Source organism: Falsiroseomonas algicola (assembly GCF_011040385.1).
GTDB classification, from domain to species: Bacteria; Pseudomonadota; Alphaproteobacteria; order Acetobacterales; family Acetobacteraceae; genus Falsiroseomonas; species Falsiroseomonas algicola.
The window spans coordinates 68,390-87,151 of sequence record NZ_JAAIKB010000007.1; the positions used below are offsets into that span (position 1 = coordinate 68,390).

Sequence of the window (18,762 nt, forward strand, 5' to 3'; positions counted from 1 at the left end):
CATGGCCGCCTTTCCGCCCCGCCCGCCGGGCTATGACAAGAAGGTCGCGCTGGTGCTGCAGGGCGGCGGTGCGCTCGGCAGCTACCAGGCGGGCGTCTATGAGGCGCTGGCGCAGTCGGATTACGAGCCCGACTGGGTTGCGGGCATCTCGATCGGCGCCATCAACGCCGCCATCATCGCGGGCAATGCGCCGGAACACCGCGTGGAACGGCTGCGGCTGTTCTGGGAGACGGTGACGGAGCCGCGCGGCTTCTGGGCCGGCTGGCTGGAAGGGCTCGTGCCGCCGCCGGGCCAGCGGCGCAGCGTGGCGGCGGCGCAGGCGCTGCTGTTCGGCCAGCCCGGCTTCTTCGCGCCGCAACCCGCCACGGCCTGGTTCGGCGCCATGCCGCCCGTCAGCTACTACGACACGGCCGCGCTGAAGGGCACGCTGGAATCGCTGGTCGATTTCGACCGGATCAACCACGGCCCCATGCGGCTTTCCGTCGGCGCGGTGAATGTCCGCACCGGCAACTTCGCGTATTTCGACAGCGCCACCACGCCCATCCGCGCGGAGCACATCATGGCCAGCGGCGCGCTGCCGCCGGGCTTCGGCGCCGTCGAGATCGATGGCGAGCATTACTGGGATGGCGGCCTCGTCTCCAACACGCCCCTGCAATACGTGCTGGAGAAGATTCCTCGCCGGTCCCGCCTGACCTTCCAGGTGGATGTCTTCCATGCCCGCGGCAAGCTGCCCACGACGCTGGAGGAGGTGGCGGAGCGGGAGAAGGATATCCGCTACAGCAGCCGCACCCGCGCGGCGACCGACACGATGCGCGCGATGCATGACCTGCGGCACAACATCAACGAGCTGTGGGAGAAGCTGCCGCCGGAGCTGCGCGACACGCCGGAGGGCCGCTTCCTCTACAATTTCGGCTGCGTGACGACGATGGATATCGCGCAGATCATCTATCGCCCCGCGGAGCCGCAGGGGCAGAGCAAGGATTACGAGTTCAGCCGCGGCACCATGCGCGAACGCTGGGCGCAGGGCCTGTCCGACGCCACCGCGACGCTGATGGCCTCCCCCTGGCTGGAGCCCATGCCGAAGGAGCTGGGCGCGCGCACCTTCGACGTGCTGGGGCCGCGTAAGCACCACGCGGTGGCCGAGGCGCCACGCCGCAAAGGCGCCGCGTGATGGAGGCCGAGGACGTCCTGGCCGACGCCTTCGCCATGCCGCGCACGAGCCCGTCCTACCCGCGCGGGCCGTATCGCTTCGTCGGGCGGGAATACCTGGTCATCGCCTATCGCACCGATGCCGCGGCGCTGCGCCGGCTGGTGCCGGAACCGCTGGTGCCGGCGGGGGAGGAGGCGCGCTTGCAGTTCATCCGCATGCCTGACAGCACGGGCCTCGGCGACTACGCGCTGGCCGCGCAGGTCATCCCGGTGCGGCTGCCGGATGGCACGGAGGCCGGCTATGTCCACGCCATGCTGGTGGACAGCCACACCGCCAATTCCGGCGGGCGGGAGCTGTGGGGCTTTCCGCAGAAGCTGGCGAAGCCGTCGCTGACGGTGCAGCGGGACACGCTGCTGGGGGCGCTCGACATCGGCCCCGTCGCCGTCGCGCGCGGCAGCATGGGGTTCAAGCATCGCGCGCTGCCGCCGGCGGATGCGCTGGCGGAGGTCGCGGGGCCTGGGGTCACCCTCAAGATCATCCCGCATGTCGATGGGCGGCCGCGCATCTGCGAACTCGTTCGCTGGCAGCTGGGCGACGTGACGCTGCGAGGGGCCTGGACCGGGCCGGCCGCGCTGTCGCTGGCGTCCCACGCGCTGGCGCCACTGGCGGAACTGCCGGTGCGGGATGTGCTGCGCGGCACGCATGTGGTGGTGGATGCGACGCTGGAGCCCGGCAGCGTGCTGCACGACTATTTGGCGACAGGAGAGGCGGCATGACGCCCGCGGAGATCAGGGCGCGCGCCTTCGCGATGCCGCTGACCAGCCCCTCCTACCCCATGGGGCCGTATCGCTTCGTGAACCGCGAATACCTCATCATCACCTACCGCACGGACCCCGACGCGCTGCGCCGCGTGGTGCCGAAGCCGCTCCAATTCGATGAGCCGCTGGTGAAGTACGAGTTCATCCGCATGCCGGACAGCACCGGCTTCGGCGACTACACCGAAAGCGGCCAGGTGATCCCCGTGCGGCTCGGCGACCAGCATGGCGGCTACGTCCATGCCATGTTCCTGGACGACGACCCGCCCATCGCCGGCGGGCGGGAGCTTTGGGGCTTTCCGAAGAAGCTGGCGCAGCCCTCGCTGCGGGTGGAGCGGGATACGCTGCTCGGCACGCTGGACTATGGGCCGGTGCGCGTCGCGACCGGCAGCATGGGCTACAAGCATCGCGCACTGCCCGCGGCCACGCTGCGCGCCGCGCTGGCGGAGCCGGGCTTCCTGCTGAAGATCATCCCGCATGTCGATGGCAGCCCGCGCATCTGCGAACTCGTGCGCTACCGCCTCTCCGACATCGTGCTGAAGGGCGGCTGGACGGGCCCCGCGGCGCTGGAACTGGCGCCGCATGCACTGGCGCCGGTGGCCGACCTGCCGGTGCGGGAGGTCGTCTCCGCCACCCATCTCATCGCCGACCTCACGCTCGATCTGGGCGAGGTCGTGCATGACTACATCGCCGCGAGGGACACGCCATGAGCATGCAGGACCAGGTCGCCATCGTGACGGGCGCCGCCAGCGGCATCGGCCGCGCCATCGCCCATCGCCTGGCGCGGGAGGGCGCGCATGTCGTCATCGCCGACCTCGCCTTGCCGGCCGCCGAGAAGACGGTGGCGGAATTCGCCGCCGAGGGCCTGGCCGCCACCGCCATCGCCATGGATGTGAGCGACGAACGGCAGGTGGAGGAGGGCATCGCCGCGGTCCTGAGGAAGCTCGGACGGATCGATGTGCTGGTCAGCAATGCCGGCATCCAGATCGTGCATCCGCTGGAGGATTTCCCGCTGGCGGATTGGCGGCGGATGCTGGCCATCCACCTGGACGGTGCCTTCCTGACCACGCGGGCCTGCCTGAAGCCCATGTATGCCGCCGGGCGCGGCAGCATCGTCTATATCGGCTCCGTCCATTCGAAGGAGGCATCGAAGCTGAAGGCGCCCTATGTCACCGCCAAGCACGGGCTGATCGGCCTGGCCAAGGTGGTGGCGAAGGAAGGCGCGGCGCATGGCGTGCGCGCCAATACCGTCTGCCCCGGCTTCGTCCGCACACCACTCGTCGAGAAGCAGATCCCGGAGCAGGCGAAGGCGCTCGGCATCTCCGAGGAAGCCGTCATCCGCGACGTGATGCTGAAGGAGACGGTGGATGGCGAGTTCACGACGGTGGAGGACGTGGCGGAGGCCGTGCTGTTCTTCGCCGCCGCGGGCAGCAACGCGATGACGGGCCAGTCCCTCATCGTCTCCCATGGCTGGTGCATGGAGTGATCAGCGCCGGCCGCGCCGCCAGACGCCGGGGGTGACGCCCACCGCGCGGCGGAACTGCGTGGTGAAATGGGCCTGGTCGGCAAAGCCGCAGCGCTGCGCGACCTCCGCCAGCGGCAGGGCGGGATCGGCCAGCAATTCGCGTGCATGGTCGAGCCGCCGCGCCAGGACATAGGTGCGCGGCGTCTGCCCGGTGGCGAGCTTGAAGGCGCGGCTGAAATGGAAGGCGGAAAGCCCGGCGCTCGCCGCCATCTCCGCCAGGCCGAAGGGCTCCGCGAGGTTGGCCTGCACCCAGTCCCGCACCCGCGCCAGCCGGGCCGGCGCCAGGCCCTGGGGGAGAGGGGCGGGCGGTGCCTCCGGCCGTGCCAGGCGCAGCAGCGTCGCCACCAGCGCGATGACCGCGCCATCGGTGAAGAGCCGCGCTGCCGGGCCCTGCTGCGCGGCTTCGGCCCAGATCATGTCAAGCAACTGGGCGGTGACGGCGGAGCGGAAGGCGGTGTCGTGCAGCGCGCCGAAATCGGGCGCGTCCCGGCCCGTCGCCTCCCGCGCCAGGGTCTCGACCATGGCGGGCTGCAGGCTGATGAAGCTCTTGGCGTGGGGCAGGTCATTGGCGAAGAAGGTCGCCACCCCCGGCGGCTTCAGCACCAGGTCGCCGCGCCGAAAGGGCAGGTCCCGCCGGCCGAGGCCGATATCGAAGCGGAGCCGGCCGCGCGCCGTCTCGTTGATCGCCAGCGTGTAGTCCGGCGTCGGCGGATCCGGGAATTCGCCGCCCGGCTGGGCGAAGCGGACCAGCGGCACGGCGGCGGAACCCGCGACGTGCATGGCGCGGAGGAAGGGCGCATAGCCGCCGCGGTGATAGACCTGGGCCAGGCTGTCCGGTGGCGCGTCGCCGGGCTGCAAATGGGCCTCTCCATCGCGGCGCGGCCGCCGCCGGGCGCACCCCTCGCGGGTGCAGCATGGCGATCCCGGTCCGGCGGCGTCAATGAATACCGGATGACAGCGCCGGACCCGCAAGCCGGCACAAGGGCAGGGCAAGCCGCCACAAGATCGGCCGGCCGGGCTTCCGCCATGCTCGCCCTGGGTTGGGGAGCAGCGATATGGCAGGCGATTCGATCTTTGTCGGCGATGCCCTGACCCTGCGCGAGCAGCTGCGCGCCGCGCAGGCGGGGGCGGAGGCGCCCTATGCCGCGGCACTGGCCTTCGTGGCGCAGCGGGCGCGGTCACGCGCCGCGGCGGAGGGGCGTCCCGCGGAGGAGGCCGCGCAGGCCGCACTGCGGCTGCTGCATGCGCAGCGCCATACCTATGACCCGCGGCGGGACCCGGTCGCCTGGGTGGATTCCATCATCGGCTGGGCGTCGCGCGGCCTTGCCCGGCAGCGGATGGCCGGGGCCGCCGACTGACCCCGGGCCTGTTCCCGCGGGAACAGGGGTTGGCAAGGAACCACCGGCATCCTCGGCGTTGCAGACGCATCGAGGAGCCACGCCATGATCGCCACCCGCAGCGGGTTCATCTTCCACGCCCTGGCTCTGCTGGGCGTGCTGGCCATCGGCGCTGGCGTGGGAGTCGGTTTCGCGGTGCCGGCCTCCCAGGCGCTGCAGTCCCGGCTGCAGGGGGTGAGGGCCCTGCTGGATGGGACCGCCCTGCAGTTCCGGCTGGCGGCCGCCATCGAGGCGCGCCACCGCTGAGGCAGGGTTTCGCGCAACAAAACTGCGGGCGCGGCCGGGGGCGCGCATCATCGGGGCCGGGGGCAGGCTGACGGCGTTCAAGGGCTTGCAGGACGGCGTCACAGGGGCCGTCATATCGATTAACCGTGCTTCGGTTAATTGTCGTATTGCGTTGCAGCATCAACGCTTTTCGCGCGCCCACGATCCTTGCGCAGGCCACCGGGGCCGCGTAGATGCGAAAAAGAAGGCAAGCCCTGAGGAGGATACCGCATGGCCGAGACCGCCGCCCGCAAGCCGCGGGGCAAGGGGGCACCCAAGGGCAATGAGCCCGCCATCAGCAAGTCGGAGCTGACGCGCGCCTATCGCGACATGCTGCTGATCCGCCGGTTCGAGGAGAAGGCCGGGCAGCTCTACGGCATGGGCCTCATCGGCGGGTTCTGCCACCTCTATATCGGGCAGGAAGCGGTCGTGGTCGGCATGCAGCTCTGCCTGAAGCCGGGCGACCAGGTCATCACCTCCTACCGCGACCACGGGCACATGCTGGCCACCGGCATGGAAGCGCGCGGCGTGATGGCGGAGCTTACGGGCCGCATCGGCGGCTATTCCAAGGGCAAGGGCGGGAGCATGCACATGTTCTCCCGCGAGAAGGGCTTCTATGGCGGCCACGGCATCGTGGGCGCGCAGGTCTCGCTCGGCGCCGGGCTCGCCTTCGCGAACTGGTACCGGGAGGACGGCGCCGTCGCCGTGACCTATTTCGGCGAGGGCGCGTCCAACCAGGGCCAGGTCTATGAGAGCCTGAACCTGGCCGCGCTGTTCAAGCTGCCCTGCATCTTCGTCATCGAGAACAACAAGTACGGCATGGGCACCAGCGTGGACCGCGCTAGCGCGTCCAAGGACCTGTCGAAGAACGGCGCGCCCTGGGGCATCCCGGGCGAGCAGGTGAACGGCATGGACGTGATCGCGGTGCGGGAGGCCGGTGAGCGCGCCGTCGCCCACTGCCGCGCCGGCAACGGCCCCTACCTGCTGGAGATGAAGACCTACCGCTACCGCGGCCACTCCATGTCCGACCCGGCCAAGTACCGGACGCGGGAGGAGGTGCAGAAGATGCGGGAGCAGAATGACTGCATCGAGACGGCGCGCCGCCTGCTGCTGGAGAGCTTCGGCGTAGCGGAGTCCGAGCTGAAGGTGATCGACGACGAGGTGAAGGCGATCGTGCAGGACAGCGCCGATTTCGCCCAGACCAGCCCGGAGCCGGATGAGAGCGAGCTCTGGACCGACGTGCTGATCGATGATTCCTCCGTGGTGGCAGGGGGCCGCTGAGATGACCCAGATCCTGATGCCCGCGCTGAGCCCGACGATGACGGAGGGCAAGCTCGCCCGCTGGCTGAAGAAGGAAGGCGAGACGATCAAGGCCGGCGACGTGATCGCCGAGATCGAGACCGACAAGGCCACGATGGAAGTGGAAGCGGTGGATGAGGGCACGCTGACGTCGATCCTGGTGCCGGAAGGCACCGAAGGCGTCGCCGTGAACACCCCCATTGCGGAACTCGATGGCGGCGCTGGCGCCGCGAAGCCCGCGCCGCAGCGGGAGCCCGCGGCCCCGGCACCCAAGGCGGAAGACCACGCCGAGATCGCCGCCAAGGGCACGGACAACCGGCCGGAAACGGTGCCCGCCCAGGCCAAGGCGCCGGCGCCCGAGAAGGACTGGGGCCCGACCAAGGCCATCACGGTGCGCGAGGCGCTGCGGGACGCCATGGCAGCGGAGATGCGCGCCAGCAAGGACGTCTTCCTGATCGGCGAGGAAGTCGGCCAGTATCAGGGCGCCTACAAGATCAGCCAGGGCCTGCTCGACGAATTCGGCCCGAAGCGCGTGATCGACATGCCGATCACGGAACACGGCTTCACCGGCATGGCGGTCGGCGCGGCGATGACGGGGCTGCGCCCGATCGTCGAGTTCATGACCTTCAACTTCTCCATGCAGGCGATCGACCAGATCATCAACTCGGCGGCGAAGACGCTCTACATGTCCGGCGGCCAGCTCGGCTGCCCGATCGTCTTCCGCGGGCCGAACGGCGCCGCCAGCCGCGTCGCCGCGCAGCACAGCCAGTGCTACGCGTCCTGGTACGCGCATTGCCCGGGGCTGAAGGTGGTGGCGCCCTGGTCGGCGGCGGATGCCAAGGGCCTGCTACGCGCCGCGATCCGCGACCCGAACCCGGTCATCGTGCTGGAGAACGAGATCCTCTACGGCCAGACCTTCGAGATGCCGACGGCGGATGACTTCATCCTGCCGATCGGCAAGGCGAAGGTGGAGCGGGAAGGGACCGACGTCACGATCGTGGCGTTCTCCATCATGGTCGGGCTCGCCATGCAGGCGGCCGAGGCGCTGGCCGCGCAGGGCATCAGCGCGGAGGTCATCAACCTCCGCAGCCTGCGGCCGCTGGATACAGAGACCATCGTGCGGTCCGTGAAGAAGACCAACCGCATCGTGACGCTGGAAGAGGGCTGGCCCTATGCCGGCATCGGCAGCGAGGTCGCGATGCAGATCATGGAGAACTGCTTCGACGACCTCGATGCGCCGCCGGTGCGCGTCGCGGGTCTCGACATTCCCATGCCCTATGCCGCCAACCTCGAGAAGCTGGCCCTGCCGCGGCTCGAACAGGTGGTCGATGCCGTCAAGCGCGTGACCTACAAGTAAGGGGAGGGAGCAGGACGATGGCGACGAACATCCTGATGCCGGCGCTGTCCCCGACCATGACGGAGGGGACGCTCGCGCGCTGGCTGAAAAAGGAAGGCGAGCAGGTCAAGGCCGGCGACATCATCGCCGAGATCGAGACCGACAAGGCGACGATGGAAGTGGAAGCCGTGGATGAGGGCATCCTCGGCAAGATCGTCGTCGCCGGTGGCACGGCGGGCGTGAAGGTGAACGACGTGATCGCCGTGCTGGTGGAGGAAGGGGAGAGCGCGGATGCCGCGCCCGCCGCCAAGCCCGCCCCGGCCGCGGCGACGCCCAAGACCGAGCCTGCGCCGGCCACGCCGGCGGCAGCCTCTGCACCGGCACCCGCCCCGGCCGCGTCGGGCAGCCGCGTCATCGCCTCTCCCCTCGCGCGCCGCATGGCGGAGCAGGCGGGGCTGGATCTCTCCGCCATCGCGGGCAGCGGGCCGAATGGCCGCATCGTGAAGGCGGATGTGGATGCGGCGCTGGCCAAGGGGCCGGCGGCCAAGCCCGCGCCCGCCGCGGCGGCGCCCGCGCCGGCTGCCGTGCCTGCGCCGGCCCCCGCAGCGGCTCCGGCGCCCGCGCCGAAGCCCGCCGCGCCCGCCATCACGGCGCCGCACACCGCCGTGCCCAACAGCACCATGCGCAAGGTCATCGCGCGGCGGCTGTCGGAATCGAAGCAGACGGTGCCGCATTTCTACGTCTCGATGGATATCGAGATCGATGCGCTGCTGAAGCTGCGCTCCCAGCTGAACGCGACCTCGCCCAAGGACGGGCCGGGCGCCTTCAAGCTCTCGGTCAATGACCTGGTGATCAAGGCCGCGGCGGTGACGCTGCGGCGCTTCCCCAACGTCAACGCCACCTGGACCGAGGACGCGATCCTCCAGTACCACGACGTCGACATCTCGGTCGCCGTCAGCATCCCGGACGGGCTGATCACGCCGATCGTGCGCAAGGCCGACCAGAAGGGCCTGGCCGCGATCAGCAACGAGATGAAGGACCTGGCTGCGCGCGCGAAGTCCGGCAAGCTGAAGCCCGAGGAGTTCCAGGGCGGCGGCTTCTCCATCTCCAACATGGGCATGTACGGGGTCCGCGACTTCTCGGCCATCATCAACCCGCCGCAGGCGGGCATCCTGGCGGTGTCTGCCGGTGAGCAGCGCCCTGTGGTGAAGAACGGCGCGCTGGCGATCGCGACGGTGATGACCTGCACGCTCTCCGTCGATCACCGCGTCGTCGACGGTGCGCTGGCGGCCGAATGGATCCAGGCCTTCAAGCGGATCGTCGAGGAGCCGCTGAGCCTGATGCTCTGATGCCAGCGGGTTTCACGCTCCGCGACGCGACCGAGGCGGACCTGCCGGAGATCAACCGGCTGGTCCGTGCGCTGGCGGAGTATGAGAAGCTGCTGCATGAGGCCGTGGGCACGGAGGAGGATTTCCGCCACGCCCTCTTCGGCCCGAACCCGACCGTGTTCTGCGTGCTGGCCGAGATCGAGGGCAGGGCGGTCGGGCAATGCATCTGGTTCCCGATCTTCAGCACCTTCACCGGCCGGCATGGCCTCTATGTGGAGGATGTCTTCGTGGAGCCGCAGCACCGCGGCCTCGGCATCGGCGAGGCCTTCTTCCGCCACTGCGCGGGCATCTGCATCACCCGCGGCTGGAAGCGGATGGAGTGGCAGGTGCTGGACTGGAACGAGCCCGCGATCCGCTTCTACCGGAAGATCGGCGCGCGCGGCATGGATGAATGGCGCGTGCAACGCGTGGCCGGCGAGGCGCTGGCCGCGCTCGCCGCAACAAAGGGGTGACGGGCATGGCCGACAGCTTCGACATCGTGGTGGTGGGCGGTGGCCCCGGCGGCTATGTCGCCGCCATCCGTGCCAGCCAGCTCGGCATGAAGACGGCGCTGGTGGAGCGCGAGAACCTGGGCGGCATCTGCCTCAACTGGGGCTGCATCCCGACCAAGGCGCTGCTGCGCGCGAGCGAGATCAACCACCTGCTGCATTCGCTCGATGCCTATGGCTTCGCCGCCGACAACATCCGCTTCGACTTCGCCAAGGTCATCAAGCGGAGCCGCGGCGTGGCGGGCCAGCTCTCGGCCGGCGTGAAGCACCTGATGAAGAAGAACAAGGTAACCGTCTATGACGGGCACGGGAAGCTGGCCGGGCCGGGCAAGCTCGCCGTGACGAAGGACGGCAAGCCGGTCGCGGAGATCGCCGCCAAGCACATCGTGCTGGCGACCGGTGCGCGGGCGCGCGTGCTGCCGGGGATGGAGCCGGATGGCAAGCTGATCTGGTCCTACCGGGAGGCGATGACGCCGGCGGCGCTCCCGAAGAAGATCATCGTCATGGGCTCCGGCGCCATCGGGTCCGAATTCGCGAGCTTCTACCTCAACATGGGCGCCGAGGTGACGCTGATCGAGGTGATGGACCGCATCCTGCCGGTGGAGGACGCGGAGATCAGCGCCTTCGTCCACAAGGCCTTCACCAAGCAGGGCATGAAGATCCTGACCGGCGCGCGGGTGCAGGGCATCCGCAAGGGTGCCGACAGCATCACCGCCGTGGTCGAGGCGGGCGGCAAGGTGCAGGACCTTGTGGCCGATGTGCTGATCTCCGCCGTCGGCATCGTCGGCAATGTGGAGGACCTCGGACTCGAGGGCACGAAGATCAAGGTCGAGAAGACCCACATCGTCACCGACGCCTTCGGCAATACGGGCGAATCGGGCGTCTATGCCATCGGCGACCTGACCGGCCCGCCCTGGCTGGCGCACAAGGCGTCGCACGAGGCGATCATCTGCATCGAGGCGATCGCGGGGAAGCACCCGCACGCCATGGATGTGCTGAACATCCCGGGCTGCACCTATTGCCGCCCGCAGGTCGCCTCCGTCGGCCTGACCGAGGCCCGCGCCAAGGAACTGGGGCATGAGGTCAAGGTCGGCCGCTTCCCCTTCATCGGCAACGGCAAGGCCATCGCCATGGGAGAGCCGGAGGGCCTGGTGAAGACCGTCTTCGACGCCAAGACCGGCGAGTTGCTCGGCGCGCATATGGTCGGGCCGGAGGTGACGGAGATGATCCAGGGCTACGGCATCGCCCGCACCCTCGAATCCACCGAGGCCGAGCTGATGCACACCGTCTTCCCGCATCCCACCGTGAGCGAGACGATGCATGAAAGCGTCCTCGACGCCTATGGCCGGGTCATCCACATCTGAGCCCGACTGGCGAAGGCTGAACCGCGCGAACTGGGAGGAGCGCACCGCGCTTCATCTCGGCCCGCGCGGCTATGACGTCACCCCGCATCTCGCGGGGCGCGGCAGGCTGGATGCGATCGTGGAGGCGGAGATCGGCGATGTCGCCGGCCTCTCCATCCTCCACCTGCAATGCCACATCGGCGATGACAGCGTGGCGCTGGCGCAGCGCGGCGCGGCACGGGTCGTCGGCATCGATTTCAGCCCCGCCGCCATCGCCGCCGCCCGGGACCTCGCCGCGCGCTGCGGCCTGTCAGACCTGCGCTTCGTGGAATCGGATGTGCTGGAGGCGCCGGCGGCGATGCCGGAGGAGGAAGGTCGCTTCGACCTGGTCTTCACGAGCTGGGGCACCATCGGCTGGCTGCCGGACCTCGACCGCTGGGCGGCCGCCATCGCCTTCGCGCTGCGGCCGGGCGGGCGGCTCTACTTCGCCGATGCGCATCCCGCCTGCCTGATCTTCGACGAGGCGGGGCAGGGCGGCGGCGGCGGGTTTCCCGGCTGGTTCGCCCCCTATCTCGGCCGACAGTTCATCCCCTTCGAGGACGCGATCGACTATGCGGACCCGTCCCGGCCGCTGGCGAACAGCGCCACCATCGTCCATCTGCATCCGCTCTCCGACATCCTCGGCGCGCTGCGGCGGGCGGGGCTTCGGCTGGACTGGCTGCAGGAGCATGCGCGCCTGACCTGGGCGCCCTTCTCCGGCCTGGTGCGGGATGCGGACGGGCTCTTCACCTGGCCGGACAAGCCCTGGCTGCCGCTCGCGCTCAGCCTTGTCGCGGTGAAGAATTGATCCCCTCGTCGCCGCGCCGCACCGTCGCTATATCTGCGGCATGACCACGCGCGTCGAGATCGATCACCGCCAGACCGCCGCCCGCATCGGTGCCGACCGGCATCCCGAGAAGGCGCACCGTCCGGACAACCCCATCCAGCGGAAACCCGCCTGGATCCGGGTGAAGGCGCCGACCAGCCCGATCTACCGGGAAACCCAGGCGCTGATGCGGGACAACAAGCTGGTCACGGTCTGCGAGGAAGCGGCCTGCCCGAATATCGGCGAATGCTGGTCCCAGCGCCACGCGACCATGATGATCATGGGCGATACCTGCACGCGCGCCTGTTCCTTCTGCAATGTCGCGACGGGCATGCCGAAGCCGCTCGATGGCGATGAGCCGAACCGCGTCGCCGATGCCGTCGCCAAGCTCGGCCTGCGCCACGTGGTGATCACTTCCGTCGACCGCGACGATCTGCCCGATGGCGGCGCGGAGCATTTCGCCCAGACGATCCGCGCGCTGCGCCTGGCGGCGCCCGAAACCACCGTCGAGATCCTGACGCCCGACTTCCTCCGCAAGGACGGCGCGCTCGAGGTCGTGGTCGCGGCGCGCCCCGACGTCTTCAACCACAACCTGGAAACCGTGCCGGCGCTCTACCCGACCATCCGGCCGGGCGCCCGCTACTACCACTCGCTCCGGCTGCTGGACCGGGTGAAGCAGCTCGACCCCTCCATCTTCACCAAGTCCGGGATCATGGTCGGGCTCGGCGAGAAGCGGATCGAGGTGCTGCAGGTCATGGACGATCTGCGCAGCGCGGAGGTCGATTTCCTCACCATCGGCCAATACCTGCAGCCCACGGTGAAGCACGCCGCGGTGGACCGCTTCGTGACGCCCGAGGAGTTCGAGGACTACGCCAAGGCCGCGCGGGGCAAGGGGTTCCTGCTGGTGTCGTCGACGCCGCTGACCCGCAGCTCCTACCACGCGGATCGCGACTTCGCGGCGCTGCGCGATGCCCGCGCGGCGAAGCTGCGGGCGGCCTGAGGCGGCGATGCCGACCCATGCGGAAAAGCGCGTCCTCCCCTACACGGAGGAACAGCTCTTCGACATGGTGGCGGATGTCCGCCGCTATCCGGAATTCCTGCCCTGGTGCGTCGGTGCCCGCATCCTGACCCGCACCGAGGGGGAGCTGACAGCGGACCTCACCATCGGCTTCAAGATGTTCCGGGAGACCTTCCGCAGTCAGGTCCTGCTGGAACGGCCGCACCACGTGCATGTGCGCTACCTCACGGGTCCCTTCCGCTACCTCAACAACCACTGGCGCTTCCGGCCGGTGGCGGGCGGCACGGAGGTCGATTTCTTCGTCGATTTCGAATTCAAGTCGCGGCTGCTGCAGGCCGTGATCGGCACCGTGTTCAACGAGGCGGTGCGGCTGATGGTGCGTGCCTTCGAACGCCGGGCCGCCGCGCTCTATCGCCGCGCGCCGCCTGCCGCCGCACCGGCCACGCCCGCGCCCAGCGCCTGATCAGCGGCCCCCCCCTCTACCTGCCCCTGTGGCGGCCATTCGGCAGGTAGGGCCAGTCGAGGCCATTCAGGCGGTAGAAGCCTTCCAGCCCCGCGGCGCCGTTGAGGGGCTCCGGCACGCCCAGACGGAAGGCGAGGAAGCCGTCATCCGGCTTCACGCCGCGGTTCTTCTCCGCATCCAGCCAGTCATCCTGTGCGCCGTGCTGGATGCGCGTCAGCAGGTTGCGGTTCAGCGCCTGCACGATCTCCCGCGCCTCCGCCGACCAGGCCCCGTATTTGGCGCCCTGCGCCATGGCGGTGATGGGGATGCGGCGGAAACCGGCCCCCTCCTGCCGCCAGCAGCCCATGATGTCGTAGTCCGAGACCATCAGCAGCCCGTTGGCGCCCATCACCGCGCCGGAGGAGCCGCTTTTCGCCGAGGTCACGGCGGTCTTCGCCGGCAGCAGCCCGTGCAGCGACCGGGCGGCGAGGTTCGGGCAGCGGAAGACCAGCAGGATCGCGCGGGCGGCGCAGAGGGTGCGGATGGTCATGACGTCCTGCGGGTCGAAGCCCGTCAGCCGCGCGATGCGGATATCCTCCGCCGTCGCGCCCGCGCGCCCCGCCGCGCCTTCCCGCTGGAAGGCCAGGTGTTCGCCGATGCTGGCCGTCAGACCGCTCATGCCGCTCCTCCATCAGGCGGCGGAAGGTTTCACGAGCGGCCGGTCATCGCCAGCCCCGATCGGTTTCGCCGCGCTTCACCGCGCCGGCGCACCGCCGCAGCGGTTCCAGGGGCGTCCGCCATCGGCCAGTGCCATGGCGACCAGGATTTCATCCGGCCGCGGACCATCGGCCATCATCACCGTGATGGTGTCGAAATGCGCGAAGCTCCAGGCATCGTCCTTGTGGCCGAGCGGGATGTCGATGGCCGTGCCCGGCGGCGCGACCTTCACGGCGGAGGGCACCGGCGCCGCACCGCCGCCGATCGCGGCGCGCATGGGCTTGCCGAGACGGGGGTGGACCACGGCGCCGCCATGCTCGACCTCTCCCATCACGCCGACGATCGCGGCCTTGCCGTAGCTGACGGCCGGGCCGCCGAGCAGGGCGGCGAGTTCCGGCATCAGGCGGTCGCCGAGCGCCGCGCCGGCCTCCCAGAGCGGCGTGAGATCCTCCACCCCCGGCTGGCCGGCATAGGGGTTGGCGATGACGGCCATGGCGACGGCGCGGATGATGGGCCGCGGCGCCGTGTGGCCGAGTTCGCCAAAGACGGTCTCCCGCCAGGTCGCGAGCTTGCGGATGGGCGGCATGGGCGTGCTCCGTCGGTTCCGCCTGCGATCCTGACGCGTTCGTGCGCGCCATCAATCCCGCTTCTCCGCGCCATCAACGAAATGCGCTGGCGCGGCCGGGCGCGTCCGGGCGAGGCTTGCGGCATGACCTATATCCTCCATGGCGATATCGGCTCCGGCTCCGCCATGCCAGAGATGGCGCTGGCCGAGATCGGCGCGCCGGTCGACCTGCGCGACGTTCCGCTGGAGGGCGACCACCAGCTGCGCGCGGAGTACCGCGCCATCAACCCGATGGGCCGCCTGCCGACGCTGGTGCTGCCGGCCCAAGGGGGTGATGGCACGGTGCTGACGGAGAGCCTCGCGATCCTGGTGACGCTGGCGGACCGGCACCCCGAGGCCGGGCTTCTGCCGCCGCCCGGCGAGACGGCGCGCGCCGTGGCGCTGCGCTGGATGGCGCTGCTGGCGGGCGAGTTCTATCCGCAGGTCACGCGCTGGGACTATCCGGCCCGCTTCGGCTATGCGCCCGACCAGGTCGAGGCCGCGCGCGACAACGCGCTGGCCATGGGGCGGGACGTGCTGCGGATCATCGAGGCGCATGCGCTGCCGGTGGCGGGCGGCCCCTTCCTGCTCGGTGCTCGCTTCAGCGTCGCCGACATCGCGCTCGCCGTCATGTCACGCTGGATGAAGGGGAGGGAGTGGGTGCCGGTGAACCTGCCGCGCATCCAGGCCCTGGCGGAAGCTGTCGCGGCGCGGCCGGCCATCGCGCCGGTCTGGGCGCGGCACTGTCTGGGCCGTCCCGGATGACGGGATTTCCTTGAACGCGTCCTGGCGCTTCCGGCAGGCTCGTGCCTGGGGAAGCAACCAGGAGAGACGGGCATGACGGGATTCCTGACCGAGGATGACCTCGCGGCGCTGCAACCCGCGGATGAGGCGATGTTCCCGTCGCCCATCCCGACGCAGGTCATCGCCTCCGACGAGTTCTGGCCCATGCCGCAGAATGACCGGCAGAAGCGCGTCGAGGCGCGGATCAAGGCCATGGCCGATGAGATCGCGCCGAAGCAGGGCATGACGCGCCGCCGCTACCTGCAGACCGCCGCCGGCATGGCGGCTGCGTTCCTGGCCATGAACGAGGAATACGGGCCGCTCTACGGCGTCTCCCGCGCCGAGGCGCAGACGCCGGGCGCGGCGGAGGCGCGCGCTGCGACGCTCGCCGACCAGTTCATCATGGACGTCCACACGCATTTCCTGCGTCCCGACACGCGGCTGATGACCTTCGTGGAGGCGCGGCGGAATGTGGGGCGGGCAGGCTGGAACCCGCAGATCAAGGTCGAGGAACAGACCATCCAGAGCCTCATGGAGGCGAACTGGTTCAAGGAGATGTTCCTCGACAGCGACACCAAGGTCGCGCTGATCAGCGGCGCGCCGAGCGAGGATCCGCGCGATTGGTTCCTCACCAACGACATGAAGTTCGATGCGCGGAAGCGCGTGAACGATGCGGCGGGGGGCACGCGGCGCGTGCTCAGCCACGGCATCTTCACCCCCGGCCAGCCCGGCTGGATGGAGGAGGTGGAGCGCTGCATCACGGAGCTGAACGTGGACAGCTTCAAGGGCTACACGGTCGGCGACAACACCAACAAGCACCTGGCGCAGCATCCCTGGCGGATGGATGACGAACGCCTGATGTACCCCTTCTACGAACGCATCCTCCGGGCGGGAAAGGGGATCGTCTGCGTCCACAAGGGGCTCTATCCGCAGCAGGTCACGGATCGCTTCCCGCATCTGCTGCCCTTCGCCGGCGTCGATGACGTCGGCAAGGCGGCGAAGGACTGGCCGCAGATCAAGTTCGTCATCTACCACTCCGCCTATCGCTGGACCGGCGGCGGCGGCGCGGGCACGGGGGTGGAGCAGTTCGCCCGCACCGGCCGCGTGGACTGGACGACGGACCTGGCGGAGATCCCGTCGAAGTATGGCGTCACCAACGTCTATGGCGACCTCGGCCAGATCTTCGCCCAGACCACGGTGATCGAGCCCGGGCTCTGCGCCGCGCTGATGGGCACGCTGATCCGCGGCCTCGGCGCCGATCACGTCGTCTGGGGCACGGACGCCGTCTGGACGGGATCGCCGCAATGGCAGATCGAGGCGCTGCGGCGGCTCGAGATCCCGGAGGCGATGCAGCGCCAGCACGGCTTCGCGCCGCTCGGTGATGCGGATGGCCCGGTCAAGCGCATGATCTTCGGCGAGACCAGCGCGCGCATGTACAACTACCAGCGCCGCGCCGACCTGCAGCACGACAACGTCGCCAAGGCGAAGGCCGAATATGCGGCGAGAGGCGGGGAGCGCAGCAACCTCGCCTATGGCTACGTCATCCGGAATCCGGGGCTGGAGACGATCGTCTCGTGATGCGGGCATCAGGGCTGGCGCTGCTGGCCGCGGGCTGCCTGTCCCTCGGCACAGCCTGGGCGCAGCCGACGCCGCGCGAAGGCCTGTTCGAAACCTTCGCGCGCCAGCCCGGCGCGCGGATCGTGCAGACGGGCCCCGATGGCCAGCCTGTTGCGGTAGAGGTGAATGGCGTTGTGATGACGCGCATGGTGCAGGGCGGGCGTACCATCGTGGCCGGCGTGGACCGCACCGGCCGAGGGGCCGTCCTGTGCAGCTGGATGATGCTGAACGTCGTCCAGATGGCGCTCGAAGCCTGCCACTCCGACGATGATATCGTGCTGAGGCAGGAGACGGCCGCATCCGTGCAGCGCATGCTGGACTTCATCATGGCGAATGACCTCGAACGCCGGTCGCGCGCGGAGTGGGAGGCGGTGCTCGAGCAGCAGAGGCGCCCGATGCGTGACCAGTTGTCGTCAACGGATCCGACACGTCTCGCGAATGCCTGCCGGACCGGTCCGGTGGGTGACGTCCTGCGCAACTATCGATCCATGCCGCCGGCGGAACGCCAGCGCATGGTGGACGACCTGCTGTCGATCCCGCGCCATCCCGTGCTGAACCCCTGCCTGTAGCGCGACCCCGCTTCACCCGCCCCCCATTCCCTGCCACCCTGCGCGGCAACCAGAGCCACGCACGGAACACCCATGGTCCACGCCCCCGAACGCCCCCCCGCCGGCGCGCCGCCCGTCCGCATCAACCTCTACTCCGACACGCAGACCAAGCCTTCCGCCGCGATGCTGGACGCAATGATGCGCGCCGAGGTCGGTGACGAGCAGCATGGGGACGACCCGACGGTGCATGCGCTGTGCGATCGCATGGCGGCGCTGATGGGCAAGGAAGCTGCGGTCTTCATGCCCTCCGGCACCATGTGCAACGTCGCCTCCACCCTCGTGCATTGCCGCCCGGGCGAGGAGATCATCGCGCATGAGACCGCGCATATCCTGACCAGCGAGGGCGGCGCCCATGCCGCGCTCGGCAGCGTGCAGATCCTGCCGCTGAAGGGCGATCGCGGCATGTATTCGCCGGACGCGCTGCGCGGGGCGCTGCGCGGCAAGTCGCGCCACACGCCGACGCAGCGCCTGGTGGAGGTCGAGCAGACCGCGAACACCGGCGGCGGCGCCGTCTGGGACCGCGCCGTGCTGGCCGAGATCGCCGACATCGCGCATGGCGCCGGCCTTTCCACGCATATGGACGGCGCGCGGCTGATGAATGCCTGCGTCGCGGCCAACATCTCCGCCGCCGAGATGACGGCAGGCTATGACAGCGTCTGGCTCGACTTCACCAAGGGCCTCGGCGCGCCGCTCGGCGCCGTGCTCTGCGGCACGCGCGACTTCATCGACGAGGCCTGGCGCTGGAAGCAGCGGCTGGGCGGCGCGATGCGGCAGGCCGGTGTCTGCGCGGCCGGCTGCCTCTATGCGCTCGATCACAACATCGACCGCCTGGCCGATGACCACGCCAATGCCAAGGCGCTGGCGCGCGGCCTCGCGCAGATCGAGGGCGTGGAGGTCCAGGACCCCGACACCAACCTGGTCTTCTTCACCATCAACGGCACGGGCATGGACGCCGTGACGCTGCAGCGCCACCTGCGGATGGACGGCATCGCCGTGTCGCTGCTCGGCGGAAGGCTGCGCGCCTGCACCCACCTCGACGTCACGGCGCCGATGATCGAGGACGCGCTGACGGCGATCCGCGGGGCGCTGGCGCGGGCGTAGCG

At 69.8% G+C, this 18,762-nt stretch carries 21 protein-coding genes; 18 read left to right on the plus strand and 3 right to left on the minus strand.

Annotated features, from left to right (window positions below):
* The first annotated feature begins 1 nt into the window (after position 1).
* Genes G3576_RS17695 through G3576_RS17710 form a run of 4 tightly spaced genes read left to right on the plus strand, consistent with a single transcriptional unit; the run spans position 2 to position 3,451 of the window.
* Complete coding sequence (locus G3576_RS17695) at positions 2 to 1,171, plus strand: DUF3734 domain-containing protein (RefSeq protein WP_164695766.1); 1,170 nt, start codon at positions 2 to 4, stop codon at positions 1,169 to 1,171.
* Complete coding sequence (locus G3576_RS17700) at positions 1,171 to 1,926, plus strand: acetoacetate decarboxylase (RefSeq protein WP_164695767.1); 756 nt, start codon at positions 1,171 to 1,173, stop codon at positions 1,924 to 1,926. The genes G3576_RS17695 and G3576_RS17700 overlap by 1 nt, the downstream gene beginning before the upstream one ends.
* Positions 1,923 to 2,675, plus strand: a complete 753-nt coding sequence (locus tag G3576_RS17705) for an acetoacetate decarboxylase (protein WP_164695768.1) — start codon at positions 1,923 to 1,925, stop codon at positions 2,673 to 2,675. Before G3576_RS17700 ends, G3576_RS17705 begins: the two co-directional genes overlap by 4 nt.
* Positions 2,672 to 3,451 carry a 3-hydroxybutyrate dehydrogenase gene (locus G3576_RS17710; protein WP_164695769.1) on the plus strand — a complete coding sequence of 260 codons (780 nt, stop codon included), beginning with the start codon at positions 2,672 to 2,674 and terminating at the stop codon, positions 3,449 to 3,451. The genes G3576_RS17705 and G3576_RS17710 overlap by 4 nt, the downstream gene beginning before the upstream one ends.
* Here the strand turns inward: G3576_RS17710 and G3576_RS17715 are convergent, their stop codons facing one another.
* Positions 3,452 to 4,348, minus strand: a complete 897-nt coding sequence (locus G3576_RS17715; protein ID WP_164695770.1) for an AraC family transcriptional regulator — start codon at positions 4,346 to 4,348, stop codon at positions 3,452 to 3,454.
* 197 nt (positions 4,349 to 4,545) lie between these two features.
* On the opposite strand from G3576_RS17715, the gene G3576_RS17720 reads away from it, so the two are divergent.
* The 10 genes from G3576_RS17720 to G3576_RS17765 all read left to right on the plus strand — a co-directional run bounded on the left by G3576_RS17720 (position 4,546) and on the right by G3576_RS17765 (position 13,351).
* Positions 4,546 to 4,848: a hypothetical protein gene (locus G3576_RS17720; protein ID WP_164695771.1), complete on the plus strand. Its 303-nt coding sequence runs from the start codon at positions 4,546 to 4,548 to the stop codon at positions 4,846 to 4,848.
* An 84-nt stretch (positions 4,849 to 4,932) separates the two neighbouring features.
* Positions 4,933 to 5,133, plus strand: a complete 201-nt coding sequence (locus tag G3576_RS17725) for a hypothetical protein (RefSeq protein WP_164695772.1) — start codon at positions 4,933 to 4,935, stop codon at positions 5,131 to 5,133.
* A 249-nt stretch (positions 5,134 to 5,382) separates the two neighbouring features.
* Positions 5,383 to 6,432 carry a pyruvate dehydrogenase (acetyl-transferring) E1 component subunit alpha gene (gene pdhA, locus G3576_RS17730; RefSeq protein WP_164695773.1) on the plus strand — a complete coding sequence of 350 codons (1,050 nt, stop codon included), beginning with the start codon at positions 5,383 to 5,385 and terminating at the stop codon, positions 6,430 to 6,432.
* 1 nt (position 6,433) lies between these two features.
* Positions 6,434 to 7,807 (plus strand): pyruvate dehydrogenase complex E1 component subunit beta, encoded by a 1,374-nt coding sequence (locus tag G3576_RS17735; RefSeq protein WP_164695774.1) that lies wholly within the window; start codon positions 6,434 to 6,436, stop codon positions 7,805 to 7,807.
* A gap of 17 nt (positions 7,808 to 7,824) precedes the next feature.
* On the plus strand, positions 7,825 to 9,135 hold the full coding sequence (locus G3576_RS17740) for a pyruvate dehydrogenase complex dihydrolipoamide acetyltransferase (protein ID WP_164695775.1): 1,311 nt from the start codon (positions 7,825 to 7,827) through the stop codon (positions 9,133 to 9,135).
* On the plus strand, positions 9,135 to 9,626 hold the full coding sequence (locus G3576_RS17745; RefSeq protein ID WP_164695776.1) for a GNAT family N-acetyltransferase: 492 nt from the start codon (positions 9,135 to 9,137) through the stop codon (positions 9,624 to 9,626). The genes G3576_RS17740 and G3576_RS17745 overlap by 1 nt, the downstream gene beginning before the upstream one ends.
* 5 nt (positions 9,627 to 9,631) lie before the next feature.
* Positions 9,632 to 11,026, plus strand: coding sequence for a dihydrolipoyl dehydrogenase (lpdA, locus tag G3576_RS17750; protein ID WP_164695777.1), 1,395 nt, complete (start codon positions 9,632 to 9,634; stop codon positions 11,024 to 11,026).
* Positions 11,004 to 11,852 (plus strand): class I SAM-dependent methyltransferase, encoded by an 849-nt coding sequence (locus tag G3576_RS17755; RefSeq protein WP_164695778.1) that lies wholly within the window; start codon positions 11,004 to 11,006, stop codon positions 11,850 to 11,852. Before lpdA ends, G3576_RS17755 begins: the two co-directional genes overlap by 23 nt.
* 40 nt (positions 11,853 to 11,892) lie before the next feature.
* Complete coding sequence (lipA, locus tag G3576_RS17760) at positions 11,893 to 12,870, plus strand: lipoyl synthase (RefSeq protein ID WP_164695779.1); 978 nt, start codon at positions 11,893 to 11,895, stop codon at positions 12,868 to 12,870.
* A 7-nt stretch (positions 12,871 to 12,877) separates the two neighbouring features.
* Complete coding sequence (locus tag G3576_RS17765) at positions 12,878 to 13,351, plus strand: type II toxin-antitoxin system RatA family toxin (RefSeq protein WP_164695780.1); 474 nt, start codon at positions 12,878 to 12,880, stop codon at positions 13,349 to 13,351.
* Between the two features lie 16 nt (positions 13,352 to 13,367).
* Here G3576_RS17765 and G3576_RS17770 read toward each other — a convergent pair whose 3' ends face one another.
* Positions 13,368 to 14,009 (minus strand): hypothetical protein, encoded by a 642-nt coding sequence (locus tag G3576_RS17770; protein WP_164695781.1) that lies wholly within the window; start codon positions 14,007 to 14,009, stop codon positions 13,368 to 13,370.
* 75 nt (positions 14,010 to 14,084) lie between these two features.
* The gene (locus tag G3576_RS17775; RefSeq protein WP_164695782.1) at positions 14,085 to 14,633 is read right to left on the minus strand and encodes an amino acid synthesis family protein; all 549 of its coding nucleotides are present in this window, start codon (positions 14,631 to 14,633) and stop codon (positions 14,085 to 14,087) included.
* 123 nt (positions 14,634 to 14,756) lie between these two features.
* Here G3576_RS17775 and G3576_RS17780 point away from each other — a divergent pair, with 123 nt between their 5' ends.
* The 4 genes from G3576_RS17780 to G3576_RS17795 all read left to right on the plus strand — a co-directional run bounded on the left by G3576_RS17780 (position 14,757) and on the right by G3576_RS17795 (position 18,760).
* Positions 14,757 to 15,416 carry a glutathione S-transferase family protein gene (locus G3576_RS17780; protein WP_164695783.1) on the plus strand — a complete coding sequence of 220 codons (660 nt, stop codon included), beginning with the start codon at positions 14,757 to 14,759 and terminating at the stop codon, positions 15,414 to 15,416.
* Between the two features lie 72 nt (positions 15,417 to 15,488).
* Positions 15,489 to 17,012: an amidohydrolase family protein gene (locus tag G3576_RS17785; protein ID WP_164695784.1), complete on the plus strand. Its 1,524-nt coding sequence runs from the start codon at positions 15,489 to 15,491 to the stop codon at positions 17,010 to 17,012.
* Positions 17,012 to 17,620 (plus strand): hypothetical protein, encoded by a 609-nt coding sequence (locus tag G3576_RS17790; protein WP_164695785.1) that lies wholly within the window; start codon positions 17,012 to 17,014, stop codon positions 17,618 to 17,620. The genes G3576_RS17785 and G3576_RS17790 overlap by 1 nt, the downstream gene beginning before the upstream one ends.
* A gap of 72 nt (positions 17,621 to 17,692) precedes the next feature.
* Positions 17,693 to 18,760 (plus strand): threonine aldolase family protein, encoded by a 1,068-nt coding sequence (locus tag G3576_RS17795; RefSeq protein ID WP_164695786.1) that lies wholly within the window; start codon positions 17,693 to 17,695, stop codon positions 18,758 to 18,760.
* The last annotated feature ends 2 nt before the right edge of the window (positions 18,761 to 18,762 follow it).